General features: G+C 74.8%; 13 protein-coding genes and 1 pseudogene. 8 read left to right on the top strand and 6 right to left on the bottom strand.

The features are described 5' to 3' along the window. Positions 1-58: 58 nt before the first annotated feature. Together HS048_RS29640 and HS048_RS29635 are read right to left on the bottom strand one after the other, a co-directional pair. Positions 59-811, bottom strand: a complete 753-nt coding sequence (locus tag HS048_RS29640) for a DUF4328 domain-containing protein (RefSeq protein ID WP_196469306.1) — start codon at positions 809-811, stop codon at positions 59-61. A gap of 66 nt (positions 812-877) precedes the next feature. Then, positions 878-1,528: a response regulator transcription factor gene (locus HS048_RS29635; RefSeq protein ID WP_196469305.1), complete on the bottom strand. Its 651-nt coding sequence runs from the start codon at positions 1,526-1,528 to the stop codon at positions 878-880. Positions 1,529-1,656: 128 nt separating this feature from the next. On the opposite strand from HS048_RS29635, the gene HS048_RS29630 reads away from it, so the two are divergent. Then, complete coding sequence (locus HS048_RS29630; RefSeq protein ID WP_196469304.1) at positions 1,657-2,334, top strand: ABC transporter ATP-binding protein; 678 nt, start codon at positions 1,657-1,659, stop codon at positions 2,332-2,334. Next, entirely contained in the window at positions 2,331-4,352 is a 2,022-nt protein-coding gene (locus HS048_RS29625; RefSeq protein WP_230881924.1) for an ABC transporter permease, read from the top strand. The genes HS048_RS29630 and HS048_RS29625 overlap by 4 nt, the downstream gene beginning before the upstream one ends. A gap of 125 nt (positions 4,353-4,477) precedes the next feature. Here HS048_RS29625 and HS048_RS29620 read toward each other — a convergent pair whose 3' ends face one another. Beyond that, positions 4,478-5,512 carry an LLM class F420-dependent oxidoreductase gene (locus HS048_RS29620; protein ID WP_196469303.1) on the bottom strand — a complete coding sequence of 345 codons (1,035 nt, stop codon included), beginning with the start codon at positions 5,510-5,512 and terminating at the stop codon, positions 4,478-4,480. Positions 5,513-5,615: 103 nt separating this feature from the next. Here HS048_RS29620 and HS048_RS29615 point away from each other — a divergent pair, with 103 nt between their 5' ends. Continuing rightward, positions 5,616-7,112, top strand: coding sequence for a sulfatase (locus HS048_RS29615; RefSeq protein ID WP_196469302.1), 1,497 nt, complete (start codon positions 5,616-5,618; stop codon positions 7,110-7,112). Between the two features lie 91 nt (positions 7,113-7,203). Here the strand turns inward: HS048_RS29615 and HS048_RS29610 are convergent, their stop codons facing one another. Next, positions 7,204-7,944, bottom strand: a complete 741-nt coding sequence (locus HS048_RS29610; RefSeq protein ID WP_196469301.1) for a FadR/GntR family transcriptional regulator — start codon at positions 7,942-7,944, stop codon at positions 7,204-7,206. An 88-nt stretch (positions 7,945-8,032) separates the two neighbouring features. Between HS048_RS29610 and HS048_RS29605 the strand changes: the two are divergent. From HS048_RS29605 to HS048_RS29595, 3 genes and pseudogenes are all read left to right on the top strand, one after another. After that, positions 8,033-8,827 (top strand): annotated as a pseudogene (locus tag HS048_RS29605) ((Fe-S)-binding protein); the annotation flags it as partial. Positions 8,828-9,015: 188 nt separating this feature from the next. Further along, the gene (locus tag HS048_RS29600) at positions 9,016-10,575 is read left to right on the top strand and encodes a lactate utilization protein B (RefSeq protein WP_196469300.1); all 1,560 of its coding nucleotides are present in this window, start codon (positions 9,016-9,018) and stop codon (positions 10,573-10,575) included. 83 nt (positions 10,576-10,658) lie between these two features. Then, entirely contained in the window at positions 10,659-11,285 is a 627-nt protein-coding gene (locus HS048_RS29595) for an LUD domain-containing protein (protein ID WP_068903707.1), read from the top strand. A gap of 82 nt (positions 11,286-11,367) precedes the next feature. On the opposite strand, the gene HS048_RS29590 is transcribed toward HS048_RS29595, so the two are convergent. Further along, a complete protein-coding gene (locus HS048_RS29590) occupies positions 11,368-12,441 on the bottom strand; it encodes a Vms1/Ankzf1 family peptidyl-tRNA hydrolase (RefSeq protein ID WP_196469299.1) in 1,074 nt (357 codons plus the stop codon). Positions 12,442-12,601: 160 nt separating this feature from the next. Then, positions 12,602-13,024, bottom strand: coding sequence for a DUF2795 domain-containing protein (locus HS048_RS29585; RefSeq protein ID WP_068903602.1), 423 nt, complete (start codon positions 13,022-13,024; stop codon positions 12,602-12,604). Between the two features lie 198 nt (positions 13,025-13,222). Between HS048_RS29585 and cbiE the strand changes: the two genes are divergently transcribed. Continuing rightward, positions 13,223-14,494, top strand: a complete 1,272-nt coding sequence (gene cbiE, locus HS048_RS29580) for a precorrin-6y C5,15-methyltransferase (decarboxylating) subunit CbiE (RefSeq protein WP_196469298.1) — start codon at positions 13,223-13,225, stop codon at positions 14,492-14,494. An 84-nt stretch (positions 14,495-14,578) separates the two neighbouring features. Then, the gene (locus HS048_RS29575) at positions 14,579-15,406 is read left to right on the top strand and encodes a sirohydrochlorin chelatase (protein WP_068903606.1); all 828 of its coding nucleotides are present in this window, start codon (positions 14,579-14,581) and stop codon (positions 15,404-15,406) included. Positions 15,407-15,496: the final 90 nt, after the last annotated feature.

Raw genomic sequence — 15,496 nt, 5'->3', positions numbered from 1 at the left:
GATCGGGAGGCCGCCCGGCCCGGTGGCGGCGGGGGAGGGGAGAGCCGCGTCGGGCGCGTCAGAAGCCCTGGTAGGCCAGCCCCTGGACCTCCGAGCCGACCGGATCGGCCGCCGTGCGGACGCGGTGCAGGACGCTCTCCGTCTGGATCCTGGTGATCCGCCGGACCGTGGCCCCGCACAGCAGGGCGGAGACGGTCACGACGGCCAGCTCGACCGGGCCGATGCCGGTGAGGTCCGCCGCCCCGGGGGCGGGGGAGAGGAAGAGCCGCAGGAGGAGGGCGAGTGCGGCCAGCCAGCTCAGCCACCAGGCGGCGAGCAGCGCCAGCCAGGAGGCGCGGTGGTCGGCCGGTGTGCGGGAGGCCCGCCAGAGGCGGTCCACCAGCACCGGCGGGGCGACCAGGTTGAGCCCGGGGGTGAACCAGGCCGCCAGGACCGGTGCCGCGGAAGGACGGGAAGGGGCGCCGGGAGAGGGGCGGGACCCGGGGGCGCCGGAGGAGGGGCGGGAAGGGGCGCCGGCGGTCTCCGCGGCGTACCGCCTGGCCCGCGCCAGCCAGACGAGGTGGGCGGCGCCCGCGGCGGCCGTGGTGACGGCCACCAGGATGACCAGGACGGCGAAGACGGTGACCGGGCCGACGAGGGCCTGCGCGCCGGGGGCGCGCGGATCGCCGCCGAGCGCCGCGATCTCCTGGGCCAGCCGCTCGCCGCGGGCCTGCTCGAACACGGTGAGGGCGGTGACCGCGCAGATCTGCAGGACGAGGGCAGCCTGGACGGCCGAGGCGGGCCTCGTGCTGGGCGGCGGGACAGAGCGCATGTGAATCTCCCCCCGGCATGCGCTGAAGGACTTGACTCTCTTCTATCCCGTCAGCGCCTCCGCCAATCAACTCACCACGCCGGACTCCCACGCCCACGCGGCGATCTCCACACGGTTTCTCGCCCCGAGCTTGCCCTGGATGCTGCCCAGGTGCGTCTTGACCGTGGACAGCGAGACGAACAGCTCGGCGGCGACCTCCTGGTTGGTCCGGCCCCGGGCCACCAGCCGCACGACGTCCAGCTCCCGCTCCGTCAGCGGCTCGACCAGCGGCCGGGAACGCCCTTCCCGGGGGCGGGCCAGGTGCTCCAGCAGTCGCACGGTCACCGAGGGGGAGACCAGCGCGTCCCCGGCGGCGGCGGCGCGGATCGCCTCGATCAGCAGCGTCGGCCCGCTGTCCTTGAGCAGGAACCCGGTCGCGCCCGCCCGCAGCGCCCCGTAGACGTACTCGTCCAGGTCGAAGGTGGTGACGATGACCACCCGCATCGGGTCGGGGACGCCGGGGCCGGCCAGCAGCCGGGTGGCCTCCAGACCGTCCAGCCGGGGCATCCGGATGTCGAGCAGGCACACGTCGGGCCGGAGCCGCCGGGCGTGCTCGACCGCCTCGGCGCCGTCCGCGGCGGTCGCCACGACCTCCATGTCGGCCTGGGCGTCCAGGATCATCTGGAAGCCGGTCCGCACCAGCTGCTGGTCGTCGGCGATGAGCACCCGAATCGTCACCCGGCTGATTCTGCCAGCCCCGCGCGGCGGGTCGTTCCGATCCATCCGACTTTCGGCCGATCGGGCACCTCGGAGGATCGCACGCTCGGCCGATCCGCCGGGACCCTCGGACGGGCGAGGGTGCTCCCATGACTTCTGTTGTCCTCGAGGGATACGGCCTGACCAAGCGGTTCGGTCCGGCGACGGCGCTGGCGGGCGTCGGACTGGCGATCGGCCGCGGTGAGGCCGTGGCCATCATGGGTCCGAGCGGGTCGGGCAAGTCGACCCTGCTGCACTGCCTGGCCGGGATCATGAAGCCGGACGAGGGGGAGGTGCGCCTGCTCGGGCAGCGCGTCGACACGATGGGGGAGCGGGAGCGCAGCGCCCTGCGCCGGACGCGGTTCGGATTCGTCTTCCAGTTCGGCCAGCTCCTGCCCGAGCTCCCGGCCGACGAGAACGTCGCGCTGCCGCTGATGCTGGGCGGCGTCTCCCGGCGCGACGCCGTACGGCGGGCGCGGGAGTGGTTCGGCCCGCTCAGCCTGGGCGGCATGGAGGAGCGGAGGCCCGGTGAGCTGTCCGGCGGGCAGGCCCAGCGGGTGGCGATCGCCCGCGCCCTGGTCACCAGGCCCGCGGTGGTGTTCGCCGACGAGCCGACCGGCGCGCTCGACCAGACCACCGGGCACGACACGATGCGCCTGCTGGTGGAGGCGACCCGGGGCGGCGACGCCTCGCTGGTGGTGGTCACCCACGACCCGCAGGTGGCCCGCTGGTGCGACCGCACCGTCGAGGTCCGCGACGGCCGGATCATGACCGGGGTGGGAGCGTGAGGGCGGCGCTGGGACTCGGCTGGCGGCTGCTGCGCGCGGGCGGCCGCAAGGGGCTGCTGGGCGCGGCCCTGACCGCGGTGGCGGTGACGGTCTCCACCGCGCTGCTGCTCTTCGCGGTCTCCGCGAACCTCGCCTTCGAGGGGCGGGGCGACCGGGAGGCGTGGCGCAACCCGGTCCCGGCGCAGGGGCGGGCGGTGGCCGTCCAGTCCGTCCGCGTGGACTACGTGCGCGACGAGCGGATCACGGTCGTGGAGCTGGCCGCGCTGGAGCCGGGGGCGCCGCCGCCTCCGGGGCTGGACCGCTTCCCCGCACCGGGCGAGGTCTGGCTCTCCCCGGCCCTGGCCGAGCTCGCCCGCAGACTCCCGGCCGACCAGCTGGCCGGCCGGTTCGCGGGCGGGCGCGGCGGGACGGTCGGGGACGAGGCGCTGGTCCATCCCGGCGAACTGGTCGCCGTGCGGGGCTGGGCGCCGGACTCCCCGGTCCTGGCCGGGAAGGGGACCGACGAGCCGCGGGGCGAGGTCGCGCCCACCCGGATCTCGGACTTCACCGGGGAGCCGACGCCCGACGCGCAGGGCTACCGGATCCTCGCGCTGATCGCGAGCGTGCTGATGGCCGTGCCGCTGCTGGTGTTCGGGGGCGCGGCGGCCCGGCTCACCGTGGCCCGGCGCGACCAGCGCCTGGCGGCGCTCCGTTTGGTCGGCGCCACCCCGGGCCAGGTGGTCGCGATGACCGCCGCCGAGGCGGTGATCACCGCGTTCGCCGGGGCGGTCGCGGGGACGCTCCTGTACGTCCTGCTGATCCCGCCGCTCACCGGGATCGAGATCGCCGGCGGCTCGTGGTTCGCCGCCGACCTGTGGCCGGGCGTGCCGTACACGCTCGCCGTGCTGGCGGCCGTGCCGCTGCTGGTGGGCCTGTCCGCGGTGGTCGGCCTGCGCCGGGTCGTGGTCGGACCGCTGGGCGTGGCCAAGCGGGAGACCCCGCCGGGCATGCGCTTCGTCCGGGTCGCGGTGCTGCTGGCCGTCCTGGCCGTGGTGCCCACGCTCAGCGTCGGCAGCGGCGGCGGGATGATCGCGGTGGTGCTGGGCCTGGCCTTCCTCTCGATCAACCTGGCCGGCCCGTGGGTGGTCGGCCTGATCGGCAGGATCACCGCGGGTACGGCGCGCGGGCCCGCCCGGCTGCTGGCCGGTCGGCGGCTGGTGGACGACCCCAGGGCGGCCTGGCGGACCGTGAGCGGGGTGGCGCTGACCGGGTTCGTGGCGGGGTTCGTGGTCCTGCTGAACCCGTCGGCCGACCTGCTGGGCGAGGCCGACGCCTCCCGGCTGCGCCTCTCCGTCCCCGCGGCCCGGGCGGACGCGGTCGCCGCCGAGGCCCGCGAGCGGCTGACCGCGGCGGGAGTGCGCGCCGGGACCGGGATCACCGGTGAGGGCGGGGAGAAGGTGCTCGTCGTCGCGCTCGGCGGCGGCCGGGCGGCGGCACCGGGGAAATCGGGGAAGGGGGGGAAGGCGGACACCCCGGTGGACGTCCGGGTGGACGCGGCGCTGGTCGACCGGGCCCGCACCGCGCTCGACGGCCTGGTCCCCGGCCGGCGTGCGACCTCCACCGCCGACGACGACCGGTTCGGCCACGTGCTGATCGGCGACATCGGCACCGGGACGATCGTGGTGCTCACGGTCTCGTTCATGGTCGCGGTGGTCAGCGCCGGGATCACCGCCGTCTCCTCCGTCCTCGACCGGCGGCAGACCTACGCGCTGCTCCGCCTGGCGGGCACTCCGCTGCAGGTCCTGGATCGGGCCCGGCGCGCCGAGACGCTCATCCCGCTGGCCGTCATGGGCGGCGGCTCGATCGCGGTCGGCCTGTTCTGCGCGCTCCCGTTCGCGATCACCGGGCTGGACGCCGGCGGGCTGGCCACCCTGCTCGCCTGCGTGCTCCTGGGTTTCGCCGGGGTGGTCGGCGCCGGGGCCGCGAGCGCCCCGGTGCTCCGCTCGGTCACCGAGAACCCCGCGCCGCGCCCGGACTGATCCGCCCTGCGCCCGGGCTGATCCGCTCTACGTCCGGGCTGATCCGCTCTGCGTCCGGGCTGATCCGCCCCGTGCCCGGCGCCGATGCCCGCCGGTCCGGGGGAGCGGCGGGCATCGGCGCCGCCTCAGCCCAGGACCAGGTCGCGGACCGTGCGCAGGGAGGGCTCGTCGCCGAGTCCCATGACCAGGAGGCTGGTCACCGGGCTCTTGCGCCACGCCTCCAGCCGTTCGCGGATGCGCCCGGCCGGGCCGACCAGGGAGATGCCGTCGGCCAGTTCGTCGGGGACGGCCGCGAACGCCTCGTCCCGCCGCCCGGACAGGTAGAGCTCCTGGACCTCGGCGGCGGCGTCGGCGTAGCCCATCCGGCCGATGATGTCGGCGTGGAAGTTGCGGTCGCGGGCGCCCATGCCGCCGATGTACAGGGTGAGCATCGTCTTGACCCCGTCGAGGGCGGCCCGGACGTCGTCGGTGACCAGCGTCAGGACCATGGCCGCGATGTCGAAGTCCGGTCCGGCGGCGGCCAGCGACGGCCCGTACATCTGCTCGATCTTCTCGGGGAAGGCGAACAGGGGGAGCCAGCCGTCGGCGATCTCCGCGGCCAGGGCGACGTTCCTGGGGCCCTCCGCGCCGAGGTAGATGGGGATCTCCGGACGCAGGGGGCGGGTGATGAGCTTCAGCGGCTTGCCCAGGCCGGTGACCCCCGGGCGGCCCTGCGCGGGCAGCGGGAGCGGGTAGTGCTCGCCGTCCGCGGTCACCGGCCCCTCGCGGCGCCAGATCCGGCGCATGATCTCGGCGTACTCGCGGGTGCGGGCGAGGGGGCGGGCGAACGGCACGCCGTACCAGCCCTCGACGACCTGGGGACCGGACGCGCCGATGCCGAGCAGCAGCCGGCCGCCGGTGAGGTGGTCCAGCGTCATCGCGGTCATCGCGGTGGCCGCGGGGGTCCTGGCGGAGATCTGGGCGACCGAGGTGCCCAGCTTGATCCGCGAGGTGCGCGCGCCGTACCAGGCCAGCGGGGTGAAGGCGTCGCTGCCGTAGGCCTCGGCGGTCCACACGGAGTCGTAGCCCAGCCGCTCGGCGGCCTGGACGAGCGCGGTGGCGTCGGCGGGGCCGCGCTGCCAGTAGCCGAGGTTCAGGCCGAGCTTCAGGTCGGTGCTCATGGTCGGGCCTCTCGTCCGGGTGCGCCATCGTATTGGAACACGTTCTATTTCACTTTGCGAAAGGCCCGGTGTCGAGATCGGGGCTTTGGGGAAACGTGACACTGTGCTGAACGCTGCCCGTAAGGCTTTATGCCTGTTTCCTCTGCTTATCCTGGTCACGGCCACGGTTCCGGCTGCGGCCGAGGCGCCTCGGCGCCCCAATGTCGTGCTGATCCTGGTCGATGATCTGGGGATGGGAGATCTGGAGAAATTTCCGAACATCTGGAACGAGTTCGTCCGGTCGGGCGCCGGTTTCAGCAGGTTCTTCGTGCCCAACTCCTGGTGCTGCCCGTCCCGCGCGTCCATCCTCCGCTCCCAGTACGTGCACAGTCATGGCGTGCTGACCAACACCGCCCCCAAGGGGGGGTTCGGGAAGTTCTACCGGGATGATCTGGAACGTTCCACGATAGGGACCTGGATGCAGAACGCCGGCTACCGGACCGGCCTGATGGGCAAGTACCTCAACCACTATCCGGGCCCCGCCCCCGCCACCCACGTGCCCCGGGGCTGGGACGAGTGGCACGTGCCGGTGCGCAGGCTGTACGACGAGTACGGCTACACGCTGAACGAGAACGGCAGGGTCAGGGCCTACGGCTCCGCGCCCGAGGACTACCTGACCGACGTGCTCAGCGCGAAGGCGGACGCGTTCGTCTCACGGGGGGACGACCCCTTCTTCCTCTACCTCGCGCCGGTCGCCCCGCACCTGCCGGCCAACCACGCGCTCCGGCACCGCGACGCCTTCACCGGCTACACGGCCCCGCGCCCGCCCTCCTTCGACCAGGAGGACGTCGCCGCCGAGCCGCTGTGGCTGCGCTCGCGCAAGCGGCTGACCCCGGAGCGGATCGAGCGGACCGACGAGATCTACCGCGACCGGCTGCGGGCCATGCTCGGCGTGGACGACATGGTCGGATCCCTGGTCCGGAGCCTGCGCGCGGCCGGGAAGCTGGACGACACCTACCTGTTCTTCGGCTCCGACAACGGGTTCCACCTGGGGCAGCACCGGCTCGGGCAGGGCAAGACGACCCCGTTCGACGAGAGCATCAGGGTGCCGATGTTCGTCCGGGGGCCGGGGATCCAGCCCGGCCGGACCGTCACGGAGGTGGCCTCCACCGTGGACCTCGCCCCGACCTTCGCCGGACTCGCCGGCGCCCGGCTGCCCGGCTTCGTCGAGGGCCGTTCGCTGCTCCCCCTGCTGCACGGACGGACCCCGACCGGCTGGCGCCGGAACGTGCTGGTCGAGTTCCACCGGCCGGGGAAGGCGAAGCCCGCGGCTCCGGCCCGGATCCCGGCCTACCAGGCGATGCGCACCGCCCGGCACACCTTCGTCCGCTACGCGACCGGAGAGCACCAGCTCTACGATCTCGCCTCCGACCCCTACCAGCTGCGCAACCTGGCCGGGAGGGTGCCCAGCTCGGTGATCGCCCGGTTCGAGCGCCGGCTCGACGCCCTGGTCGCCTGCTCCGGCGCGTCCTGCCGCGTCGCCGACGCCGCCTCCCCGCCGGAGTTCTCCGTCCCGCCTCCGGAGATCAAGGGCTTCGTCCTCCCCCGCTCCGCGTTGTGACCGGTCCCGTGCGGCGGGCGGAGACCCAGGCGGTACGGCCCGCGGCCCGGCGCCGTGCCGCCGAGCGGGACGAGGACTGGTCCGGCCGGGATCAGCCCGCGGAGCCCGGAGCACCCGCCGGGCCCGGCGGGTGCTCCGGATCCCGCAGGTCCGGGTAGGCGCGAGTGAGGTGGTCGGCGATCGCGGCGGCCGCCTCCTCGGCGTCGCCGGACGCGACCGCCTCGTAGATCCGCCGGTGGTCGTCCATGAGCGGGTCGGTGACGCCGAGCCGCTCGACGGCCTCGACGGCGTGGCGCTGCACCGTGGCGCGCAGGGCGTGCATCGTGGCCGCGAGCAGGCGGTTGCCGGCCAGCTCGGCGATCGTGAGGTGGAACTCGGCGTCGTGCAGGACGAACTCGTCGGCGCTCCCGGCCCGGTCCATCCGCGCCAGCGCCGCCCGCAGCCGGTCCAGGTGACCGGGGGTGACGTTCCCGGCCGCGTGCCGTACCGCCCACTGCTCGATCATCATCCGGGTCTCGGCGACCTCGCGCATGGAGAGGCTGGACAGGCCCACGTGCAGCCGGAGCAGGTCGGCGAGGGCCGCGGCGGGGCGGGCGGTGAGCACCGCGCCCGCGTCGGGGCCCCGGCCGGCCTGCGAGGCGACCACGCCCAGCGTCTCCAGCACCCGCAGCGCCTCGCGCACCGACGAGCGGCCGACCCGGAGCTGCTCGGCGAGCTGCCGCTCACCCGGCAGCCGGTCGCCGACCACGAGGCCGTCCTCCGCGATGCGCCGCTCGATCTGGGCGATCACGTCCTCGAACGCCCGGGTGCGCCGGACCGGCTCCCATCCCATGCCGTCTCCCTCGCCGTGGTGGGGTGGTCCTTGTCGGGACCTATGGTCTGACCATACTGTGGTCAGACCATAGGTCGGAAGGAGCGCCGTGCGCGTCGCCCTGTTCATCACCTGCGTCAACGACACCCTCTTCCCCGGCACGGGCCGGGCGGTCGTGACGCTGCTGCGCCGCCTGGGGTGCGAGGTCGACTTCCCCCGGGCCCAGACCTGCTGCGGCCAGATGCACGTCAACACCGGATACCCGCAGGAGGGGACCCGGCTGGCGCGGCACTTCGCGGACGTCTTCGCCGGATACGACGCGGTGGTCACGCCCTCCGGATCGTGCGCCGCCATGGTCCGCGAGCAGTACCCCCGGCTCGCCCGCACCGCCGCGGCGGCCGGACGCCCCGCCTCCTCCGGGACCGCCCGGGGCGCCGGTGGGAGGGCCGCCGGACGGACGGCGCCGCCCTCCTTCGCCGAGGAGGCGGCCGCGCTCGTGCCGAAGGTCCACGACCTCTCGGAGTTCCTGGTCGACGTCCTCGGGGTCACCGACGTCGGCGCCTGCTTCCCGCACCGGGTGACCTACCACCCGACCTGCCACTCCCTGCGCGGGCTCGGGCTGGGAGACCGCCCCACCCGCCTGCTGGAGCAGGTCAGGGGCCTGGAGCTGGTCCCGCTCCCCGGTGCGGAGGAGTGCTGCGGGTTCGGCGGCACCTTCGCCGTCAAGAACCCGGCGGTCTCCGCGGCCATGTGCGCGGACAAGGCGCACAACGTCATGGCGACCGGGGCCGAGGTGCTCTGCGCGGCGGACAACTCCTGCCTGATGCACATCGGCGGCGCCCTGGGACGCCAGCGCGCCGGGATCCGGGTCATGCACCTGGCGGAGATCCTCGCCGCCACCGAGGGCGGTGAGACCGCCGCGGCCCCCGCCGGACCCGCCGCCCGGACCCGCACCGCGCCCGCCGCCCGGCCTCTCTCCGCACCCGCCGCCCGGACCCTCGCCGCGCCCGGCGGGGCGACCCCTGCGGGCCCGGCCGCGGGCACCCCGCCGGAGCCGGGCCCGGCGGCGCACGGGCGGACGGGGGAGGAGCGGTGAGCGCCACCTTCCTCGGCATGCCCGCCTTCCCCCGCAACGCCGCACGGGCCGTGGGGGACTCGCAGCTGCGCTTCAACCTCCGCAAGGCCACCCGCACCATCCGCGGCAGACGGGCCGCGACGGTCGGCGAAGTGCCGGGCTGGGAGGAACTGCGGGCCGCGGGCAGGCAGATCAAGGACCACACCCTGCGCCATCTGGACCGCTACCTGCTCCAGCTGGAGGAGGCGGTCACCCGGGCCGGTGGGCGGGTGCACTGGGCCGCCGACGCCGACGAGGCCAACCGGATCGTCGCCGGCCTCGTCGAGGCCACCGGCGAGACCAGCGTGGTCAAGGTCAAGTCGATGGCCACCCAGGAGATCGGCCTCAACGAGGCGCTCGCCGCCCGGGGGATCACCGCCTACGAGACCGACCTCGCCGAGCTGATCGTGCAGCTCGGCGACGACCTGCCCTCACACATCCTCGTCCCCGCCATCCACCGCAACCGCGCGGAGATCCGTGAGATCTTCCGGGAGAAGATGGCCGAGTGGGGGCGGCCGGCGCCCGAGGACCTCACCGACGAGCCCCGCGCCCTGGCGGAGGCCGCCCGGCTCCACCTGCGCGAGCGCTTCCTGTCGACGAAGGTCGCGGTCTCCGGCGCCAACTTCATGATCGCGGAGACCGGCACCCTGGTGGTGCTGGAGTCCGAGGGCAACGGCCGCATGTGCCTGACCCTGCCCGAGACGCTGATCAGCGTGGTCGGCATAGAGAAGCTGCTGCCGACCTGGCAGGACCTGGAGGTCTTCCTCCAGCTGCTCCCGCGCTCCTCCACCGGCGAGCGGATGAACCCCTACACCTCCACCTGGACCGGTGCGTCCGAGGGACAGGAGTTCCACCTCGTCCTGCTCGACAACGGCCGCACCAGGGTCCTCGCCGACGAGGTCGGGCGCCAGGCGCTGCGCTGCATCCGCTGTTCGGCCTGCCTGAACGTCTGCCCCGTCTACGAGCGCGTGGGCGGCCACGCCTACGGCTCCGTCTACCCCGGGCCGATCGGCGCCATCCTCACCCCGCAGCTGCGCGGCACGGACTCCGGGGCCTCCGCACCGCCCGGCGGCATGCCGGCTTCCGGGGCCCCGGCGCCCGGCGGTCGCATGCCGGCTTCTGCGACCGCTGTGTCCCGCGGTCGCATGCCGGCTTCTGCGACCGCTGTGTCCCGCAGTCGCATGCCGGCTTCTGCGACCGCTGAGCTGGACGCCTCGCTGCCGTACGCGTCGTCCCTGTGCGGAGCCTGCTACGAGGTGTGCCCGGTCGCCATCGACATCCCCGAGGTGCTCGTCCACCTGCGGGCCAAGGCGCCCCACCCGCGCGCCGAGCGCCTGGCCATGCGCGCCGCCGGGTGGGTGCTCGACCGCCCCGTACGGCTGGCCCGCGCCCAGCGCCTGTCCGGCCGCCTGCGCCGGTTCGTCCCCAGACGCCTGCCCGGCCCGGCGGCGGCCTGGACCGACACCCGCGACATTCCCGACATCCCCGCCGAGTCCTTCCGCGACTGGTGGGACCGTACCGACGGAGGCACCCGATGAGACCTCGCACCGATGGAGGCTCCCGATGAGACCTCGCACCGATGGAGGCTCCCGATGAGCTCCCGCACCGGCGGAGGCTCCCGATGAGCTCCCGCGACCTCATCCTGTCGCGCGTCCGCGCGGCCGTCGCCGGGGCGCCCGACGTCCCGCACACCGGGCCCCGGGCCGCCCCGGCCGCGGCGGGGGAGCGGACGGTGGAGCTGTTCGCCGGACGGGTCACCGACTACCGGGCCGTCGTCCACGTGGTGGAACCCGCGGAGGCCGCCGGGGCGATCACGGCGGCGCTCGCCCGCCGGGCGGCCGAGCGCGTCGTCGTGCCCGGGGGCCTGCCGGAGGAGTGGGCGCACGCCGTGCGGGCGCACCTGGGAGACGGGGCCGTGGGAGACGACCCGCCGCTGTCGGCCGCCGAGCTGGACGCCGTCTGCGGGGTGGTCACGGGCTGCGCCGTGGGGATCGCGGAGACCGGCACGATCGTGCTCGACACCGGTCCGGGACAGGGCCGCAGGGCGCTGACCCTGGTGCCCGACTACCACCTGTGCCTCGTGCGGGCCGGGCAGATCGTGCCGGGGGTGCCCGAGGCGGTGGCCGCCCTCGACCCGGCCAGGCCGCTGACCTGGATCAGCGGCCCCTCGGCGACCAGCGACATCGAGCTCGACCGGGTCGAGGGCGTGCACGGCCCGCGCACGCTGGAGGTCGTCGTCGTCCGCTGACGGCCGGCCGCCGGGCGTCGGCGGCCACCCCGGGGAGCGCGGCCCGGGCGGCCGGACCCGGAGTTGAGGGAAGGGCGTGGGGTCAGAACCGGAGCACGGCGCCGACACCGTCGGGGGCGTCGAGCTCGGGGACGAACCACAGGGCGGCGTCCGTCGCGCAGACCGCCCGGGCCAGTGCGGCGTCCGCGCGGTCCTGCCAGGGCTCGGCCACGCCCCACTCCTGCATCTCGTCGCGCTCCACCGCCAGCTGCGTCCCGTCGGGGCCGACCCACAGCAGGCCGTCCGCGTCGGGCCGGTCGACGAGCAGCAGGGTGTCCACCCGGCCCTCGCGCAGCGCGCACGCCGTGGCGGCCAGTCCGGAGACGGCCAGCTCCTTGGCGGACCCCTCCCGATGGCGCTCCAGCAGTTCCTCCCGCCTGCGGTCCAGCCAGGAGTCGATCACCGACTCCACGTCCTGGTTGAACGGGAGCGGATCACTGCCCGTGGCCCTGCTCCCGTGGTCCACCGTGACCAGGACGGCGGAGGCCTCCTTGCCGAGGCTGTCCTGGAGCAGCGGCCGGGACTGCGGGTCGCCCGCCACGATCACCAGCTCGGCTCCGACGCGGCGGACCTCCTCGTCCACCGCCTCGGCGACCGCTCTGGCGTTGCGCGCCCAGGTCTCCTCCACGTTGTTCTCGTAGTGCCGCTGCGACCATCCGCCCTGCGCGGTCTTCTGATGCGGCCAGTCCTGCACCTGCACCGCCGTACGGCGGGGCGCCCCCGAACCGACGGTGATCACGTCCGCGCCCAGGTGGTCGATGACCACCCGCACGTGCGGCACGTTCTCACCCCGCTGGGCGAGCAGCGGCATGACGTGGGGCAGCGCCGACCAGCGGGCGGTCGCCCTGCGGGGCGGTTCCGCCAGGGCCTCGGTGTGCAGGATCTCGCCCCCCGCGGCGAAGGCCGCGCGGCCCGGCGCCGCCGCGCTCACGTCGGTGAACAGCTTCTCCAGGGCCGACAGGGTCGCCTTGTCCGCGCCGGCCAGCTGCTCGCTCAGCGCCTCCCAGCGCAGCCGGACCTGGTCGCCGCCCTGCTCCACGGCGCGGTCGGTGTCGAGGTACGCCGAGGCGAACGGCCCCTCGCGGTCGTACACGGATCGGAGCATGTCCAGTTTCATCAGCACTCCTCAGCGCGGATACCCCGTCCTCGGAGTCCTCGGACGGGAGAGACGGATGCGCCCGCCTTCAGCGGGGGGAGGAGCGGTGAGAGCGGGAGCCCTGGCGGGCGAGGGCGGGCCTCCCCCTCGCGAACGGGGCGGCGAGGGGGAGGCCCGCAGGTCAGCCCTGGTCCTTGTCCTCGGTGCCGTACCCGAGCGCCTGCGCCACGTCCGCCATGTTGGTGAAGGTCGCGTTCGGCAGCGACCGGACGGCGGAGACCACCGAGTCCGGGGCGCCCTGCTCCTGGGCGCGGGCCAGCAGGGTGTCGCGGTCGGCGGGGAACACGCCGGTGCCGCTGATCCACTTGGCGAGGTTGCCGCGGCGCTCCACGTCCGCGGGGGTCATGCCGCGCGGGGCACCCGGCTCGCGGTCGGAGGGCCGGGACGCGGACCGGGACAGGCCGCCTTCGCCCGGAGCCGGCATGGGCTCGGGCTCCTTCCACTCCTCGGCGTGCGTGGTGCCTCCACTGCGGGTCATCCCCTGGGTCTCGTGCTTCTGCTGCTCGTCCAGTCGCGAACCGTGCTTGGCGCTTCCGCGTTCCATATGGAGCCACCCCTTTCAGCTGCGGATAATCCACACCCATACCCGGCGGCTCCGGGGCAAACATCCGGGCCGCTTCCGGAGCGGCCGTCTTTGACCTGCGCATTCCGCGAGGAGGGGAGAACGTGACCGCCATCCGAGAACCGCTCTGGCCTGATCGCCGCGCGATCGGCACTCTGGAGGCGAGGACGGTGAGCATCGATGATCACAGTTGTCGGGGTCGACGGGCGGGCGCTGTCCCCGCTCGCGCGGGCCAGGCTGGAGGAGGCGACCGTGCTGGCCGGGTCCGACCGCCTCCTGGAGCGCGTCCGCCCGCTGCCGGACGGGGCCCGGGTGGTCGGCGGGCCGCTCGGCCGGGCGGTGGAGGCCCACCGGGAGCACGGCGGGCGGCTGGTCGTGCTCGCCGCCGGAGATCCCGGGTTCTTCGGCGCGGTCGCGGAACTGCGCGGGCACGGCGTCGTCCCGGAGGTGCTCCCCGCTCCCTCCCTCGTCTCGCGGGCCTTCGCCGGGGCCGGGCTGGCCTGGGAGGACGCCCTGGTCGTGACCGGCGAGCGGCTCGACCGGGTGGCGAACGCCTGCCGCGCCCACCACAAGGTCGCCGTGCTCGCCGCACCCGGAGTAGGGCCCGCCGAGATCGCCAGGGAGCTGGCCCCCACCACCCCCCGAGCCCTGATCGTCTGCGAGGACCTCGGCGGCCCGGACGAGCGGATCACCCACAGCCGGATGGGCGAGGCCACCACGCGGCCGTGGAAGAACCCCGAGGTGGTGCTCGTCCTGGACCCGCTGCACCGGGGCCCGGACGAGCCCGCGTGGGCGGCCGGCGCCCGGCCCGGTCCCCCGGGGTGGGCGCGGGACTTCGCGGGCGCGGGGCTCGATCCCGTGGTCCGGGCGTTCGTGCTGGCCCGGCTCGGCCCCCGGCTCGGGGACCTGGTCTGGGACGTCGGCGCGGGCGGCGGGGAGATCGCCGTGGAGTGCGCCCTGCTCGGTGCGGCCGTGGTGGCGGTGGAGCCCGAGGAGGAGGCCTGCGCCCGGCTGCGCCGCAACGTCATCGCCCACGGGGTGAAGGTCGCGCTGACCCGGGGCCGGGCGCCCGCGGCCCTGGAGCCCCTGGCCGCCCCGGACGCCGTCTTCGTCGGCGGAGGCGGAGTCGAGGCGGTCGCGGCGTGCGCGGCCCGGGGACCGCGGTCCCTGGTCTGCGCGCTCAGGACGGCGGAGCAGGCCGACGCGGTGCTGGAGGTCCTCCGCGAGCACGGCTACCGGGTCGAGATCGTGCGGATCGAGGCGTCCCGGACGGCCGGTGGAAACCGGGGGGAGGCCGGGGAGGGGCACGGAGCGGAGACCGGCGGGGAGAGCGAGGAGGGGCACGGAGCGGAGACCGGCGGGGACGGCGTGGGCCACCGCGCTCCCGCCTCCGGGCCGATCTTCGTCGTGTGCGCCGCCGGCCGAGACCTGGAGAAGATCATCACTCCATGACCTGTCCGGGATGAACCATCATCGGATATCCTCGCCAGTCGCCGTTGCGTAATCCCAGGTCAAGGTCATTGGAGTCCTCCTCACATGAAGCCGCCGCTGCTGCTCATCGGGCAGGGCTCACTCGATGACGGCGGATCCGCCGAGTTCGGCAGGTTCGTCCACCGGCTCCGATGCCGCCTCGACAGGACCGCCGCCGACGTCTCCGGCGGTTACATCGCCAAGGCCAGGCCGCGTCTCAGCGACTCGATCGCCTCGCTGGTCGCACGCGGGCACCACCGCATGGTGGCGCTCCCGCTGAGCCTGGCGGGAGACCTGCGGACCGGCACCGAGATCGCCGCCGCGATGGCCCGGGAGCAGGAGATCCACCCGACGCTCGCCTGCGACTACGGCCGTCCCCTGGGCTGCGACCCGCGCCTGCTGTCGCTGCTCGCCGAGCGGCTGGCCGACGCCGCCGCCGAGGTGCCCCGGCTCCGGCTCGTCGCGGCGGGGGGCGGACTCCTCGACGAGGAACCCGAGGAGATCGGGCTAGGCGAGACCGCCGTGGTCCTGGTCGGCGACGGTTCCGGCGACCCGATGGTCAACGCCGACGTGCACGGGGTCTCGCGCCTGTTCTGGGAGACCCACGCCCACGAGTACATGACCGTGGAGACCGCCTTCGCCTCACTGGCCCGGCCGGGCGTCCCCGGCGGGATCGAGCGCTGCCGCCGTCTCGGGGCCCGGCGGGTGATCGTGCTGCCCTACCTGCTGTTCGCCGGAGGCCTGCTGGAGAAGGTCTGGGGTCAGGCCATGGCCTACGCCGCGGGCCACCCCGACCTGGACGTGCGCTGCGCGGAGGTGATCGGCGACTGCGAGGGCCTGGCCGACGTGGTCGTCGAGCGCTACGAGGAGGCGCTCGAAAGAGCCTCCCACTGACCGCCGCGAGGACGCCGGAGGGCGCCGAGGGAGCTTCGCGAGGGCGCCGGAGGGCGTCGCGGGAGCTTCGGGAGGACTCCGGGAACCCCT

The organism is Planomonospora sp. ID91781 (assembly GCF_015711595.1).
GTDB lineage: Bacteria > Actinomycetota > Actinomycetes > Streptosporangiales > Streptosporangiaceae > Planomonospora > Planomonospora parontospora.
Note: the sequence above shows the minus strand (reverse complement) of the source record. Positions and strands in the feature narration are given on the sequence as shown.

Bases quoted from the DNA above. Each gene is read 5' to 3' on its own strand.
- HS048_RS29640 (WP_196469306.1), bottom strand. From the start codon at position 811: ATGCGCTCTGTCCCGCCGCCCAGCACGAGGCCCGCCTCGGCCGTCCAG.
- HS048_RS29630 (WP_196469304.1), top strand. From the start codon at position 1,657: ATGACTTCTGTTGTCCTCGAGGGATACGGCCTGACCAAGCGGTTCGGT.
- HS048_RS29620 (WP_196469303.1), bottom strand. From the start codon at position 5,512: ATGAGCACCGACCTGAAGCTCGGCCTGAACCTCGGCTACTGGCAGCGC.
- HS048_RS29610 (WP_196469301.1), bottom strand. From the start codon at position 7,944: ATGGGATGGGAGCCGGTCCGGCGCACCCGGGCGTTCGAGGACGTGATC.
- HS048_RS29595 (WP_068903707.1), top strand. From the start codon at position 10,659: ATGAGCTCCCGCGACCTCATCCTGTCGCGCGTCCGCGCGGCCGTCGCC.
- HS048_RS29590 (WP_196469299.1), bottom strand. From the start codon at position 12,441: ATGAAACTGGACATGCTCCGATCCGTGTACGACCGCGAGGGGCCGTTC.
- HS048_RS29585 (WP_068903602.1), bottom strand. From the start codon at position 13,024: ATGGAACGCGGAAGCGCCAAGCACGGTTCGCGACTGGACGAGCAGCAG.
- cbiE (WP_196469298.1), top strand. From the start codon at position 13,223: ATGATCACAGTTGTCGGGGTCGACGGGCGGGCGCTGTCCCCGCTCGCG.
- HS048_RS29575 (WP_068903606.1), top strand. From the start codon at position 14,579: ATGAAGCCGCCGCTGCTGCTCATCGGGCAGGGCTCACTCGATGACGGC.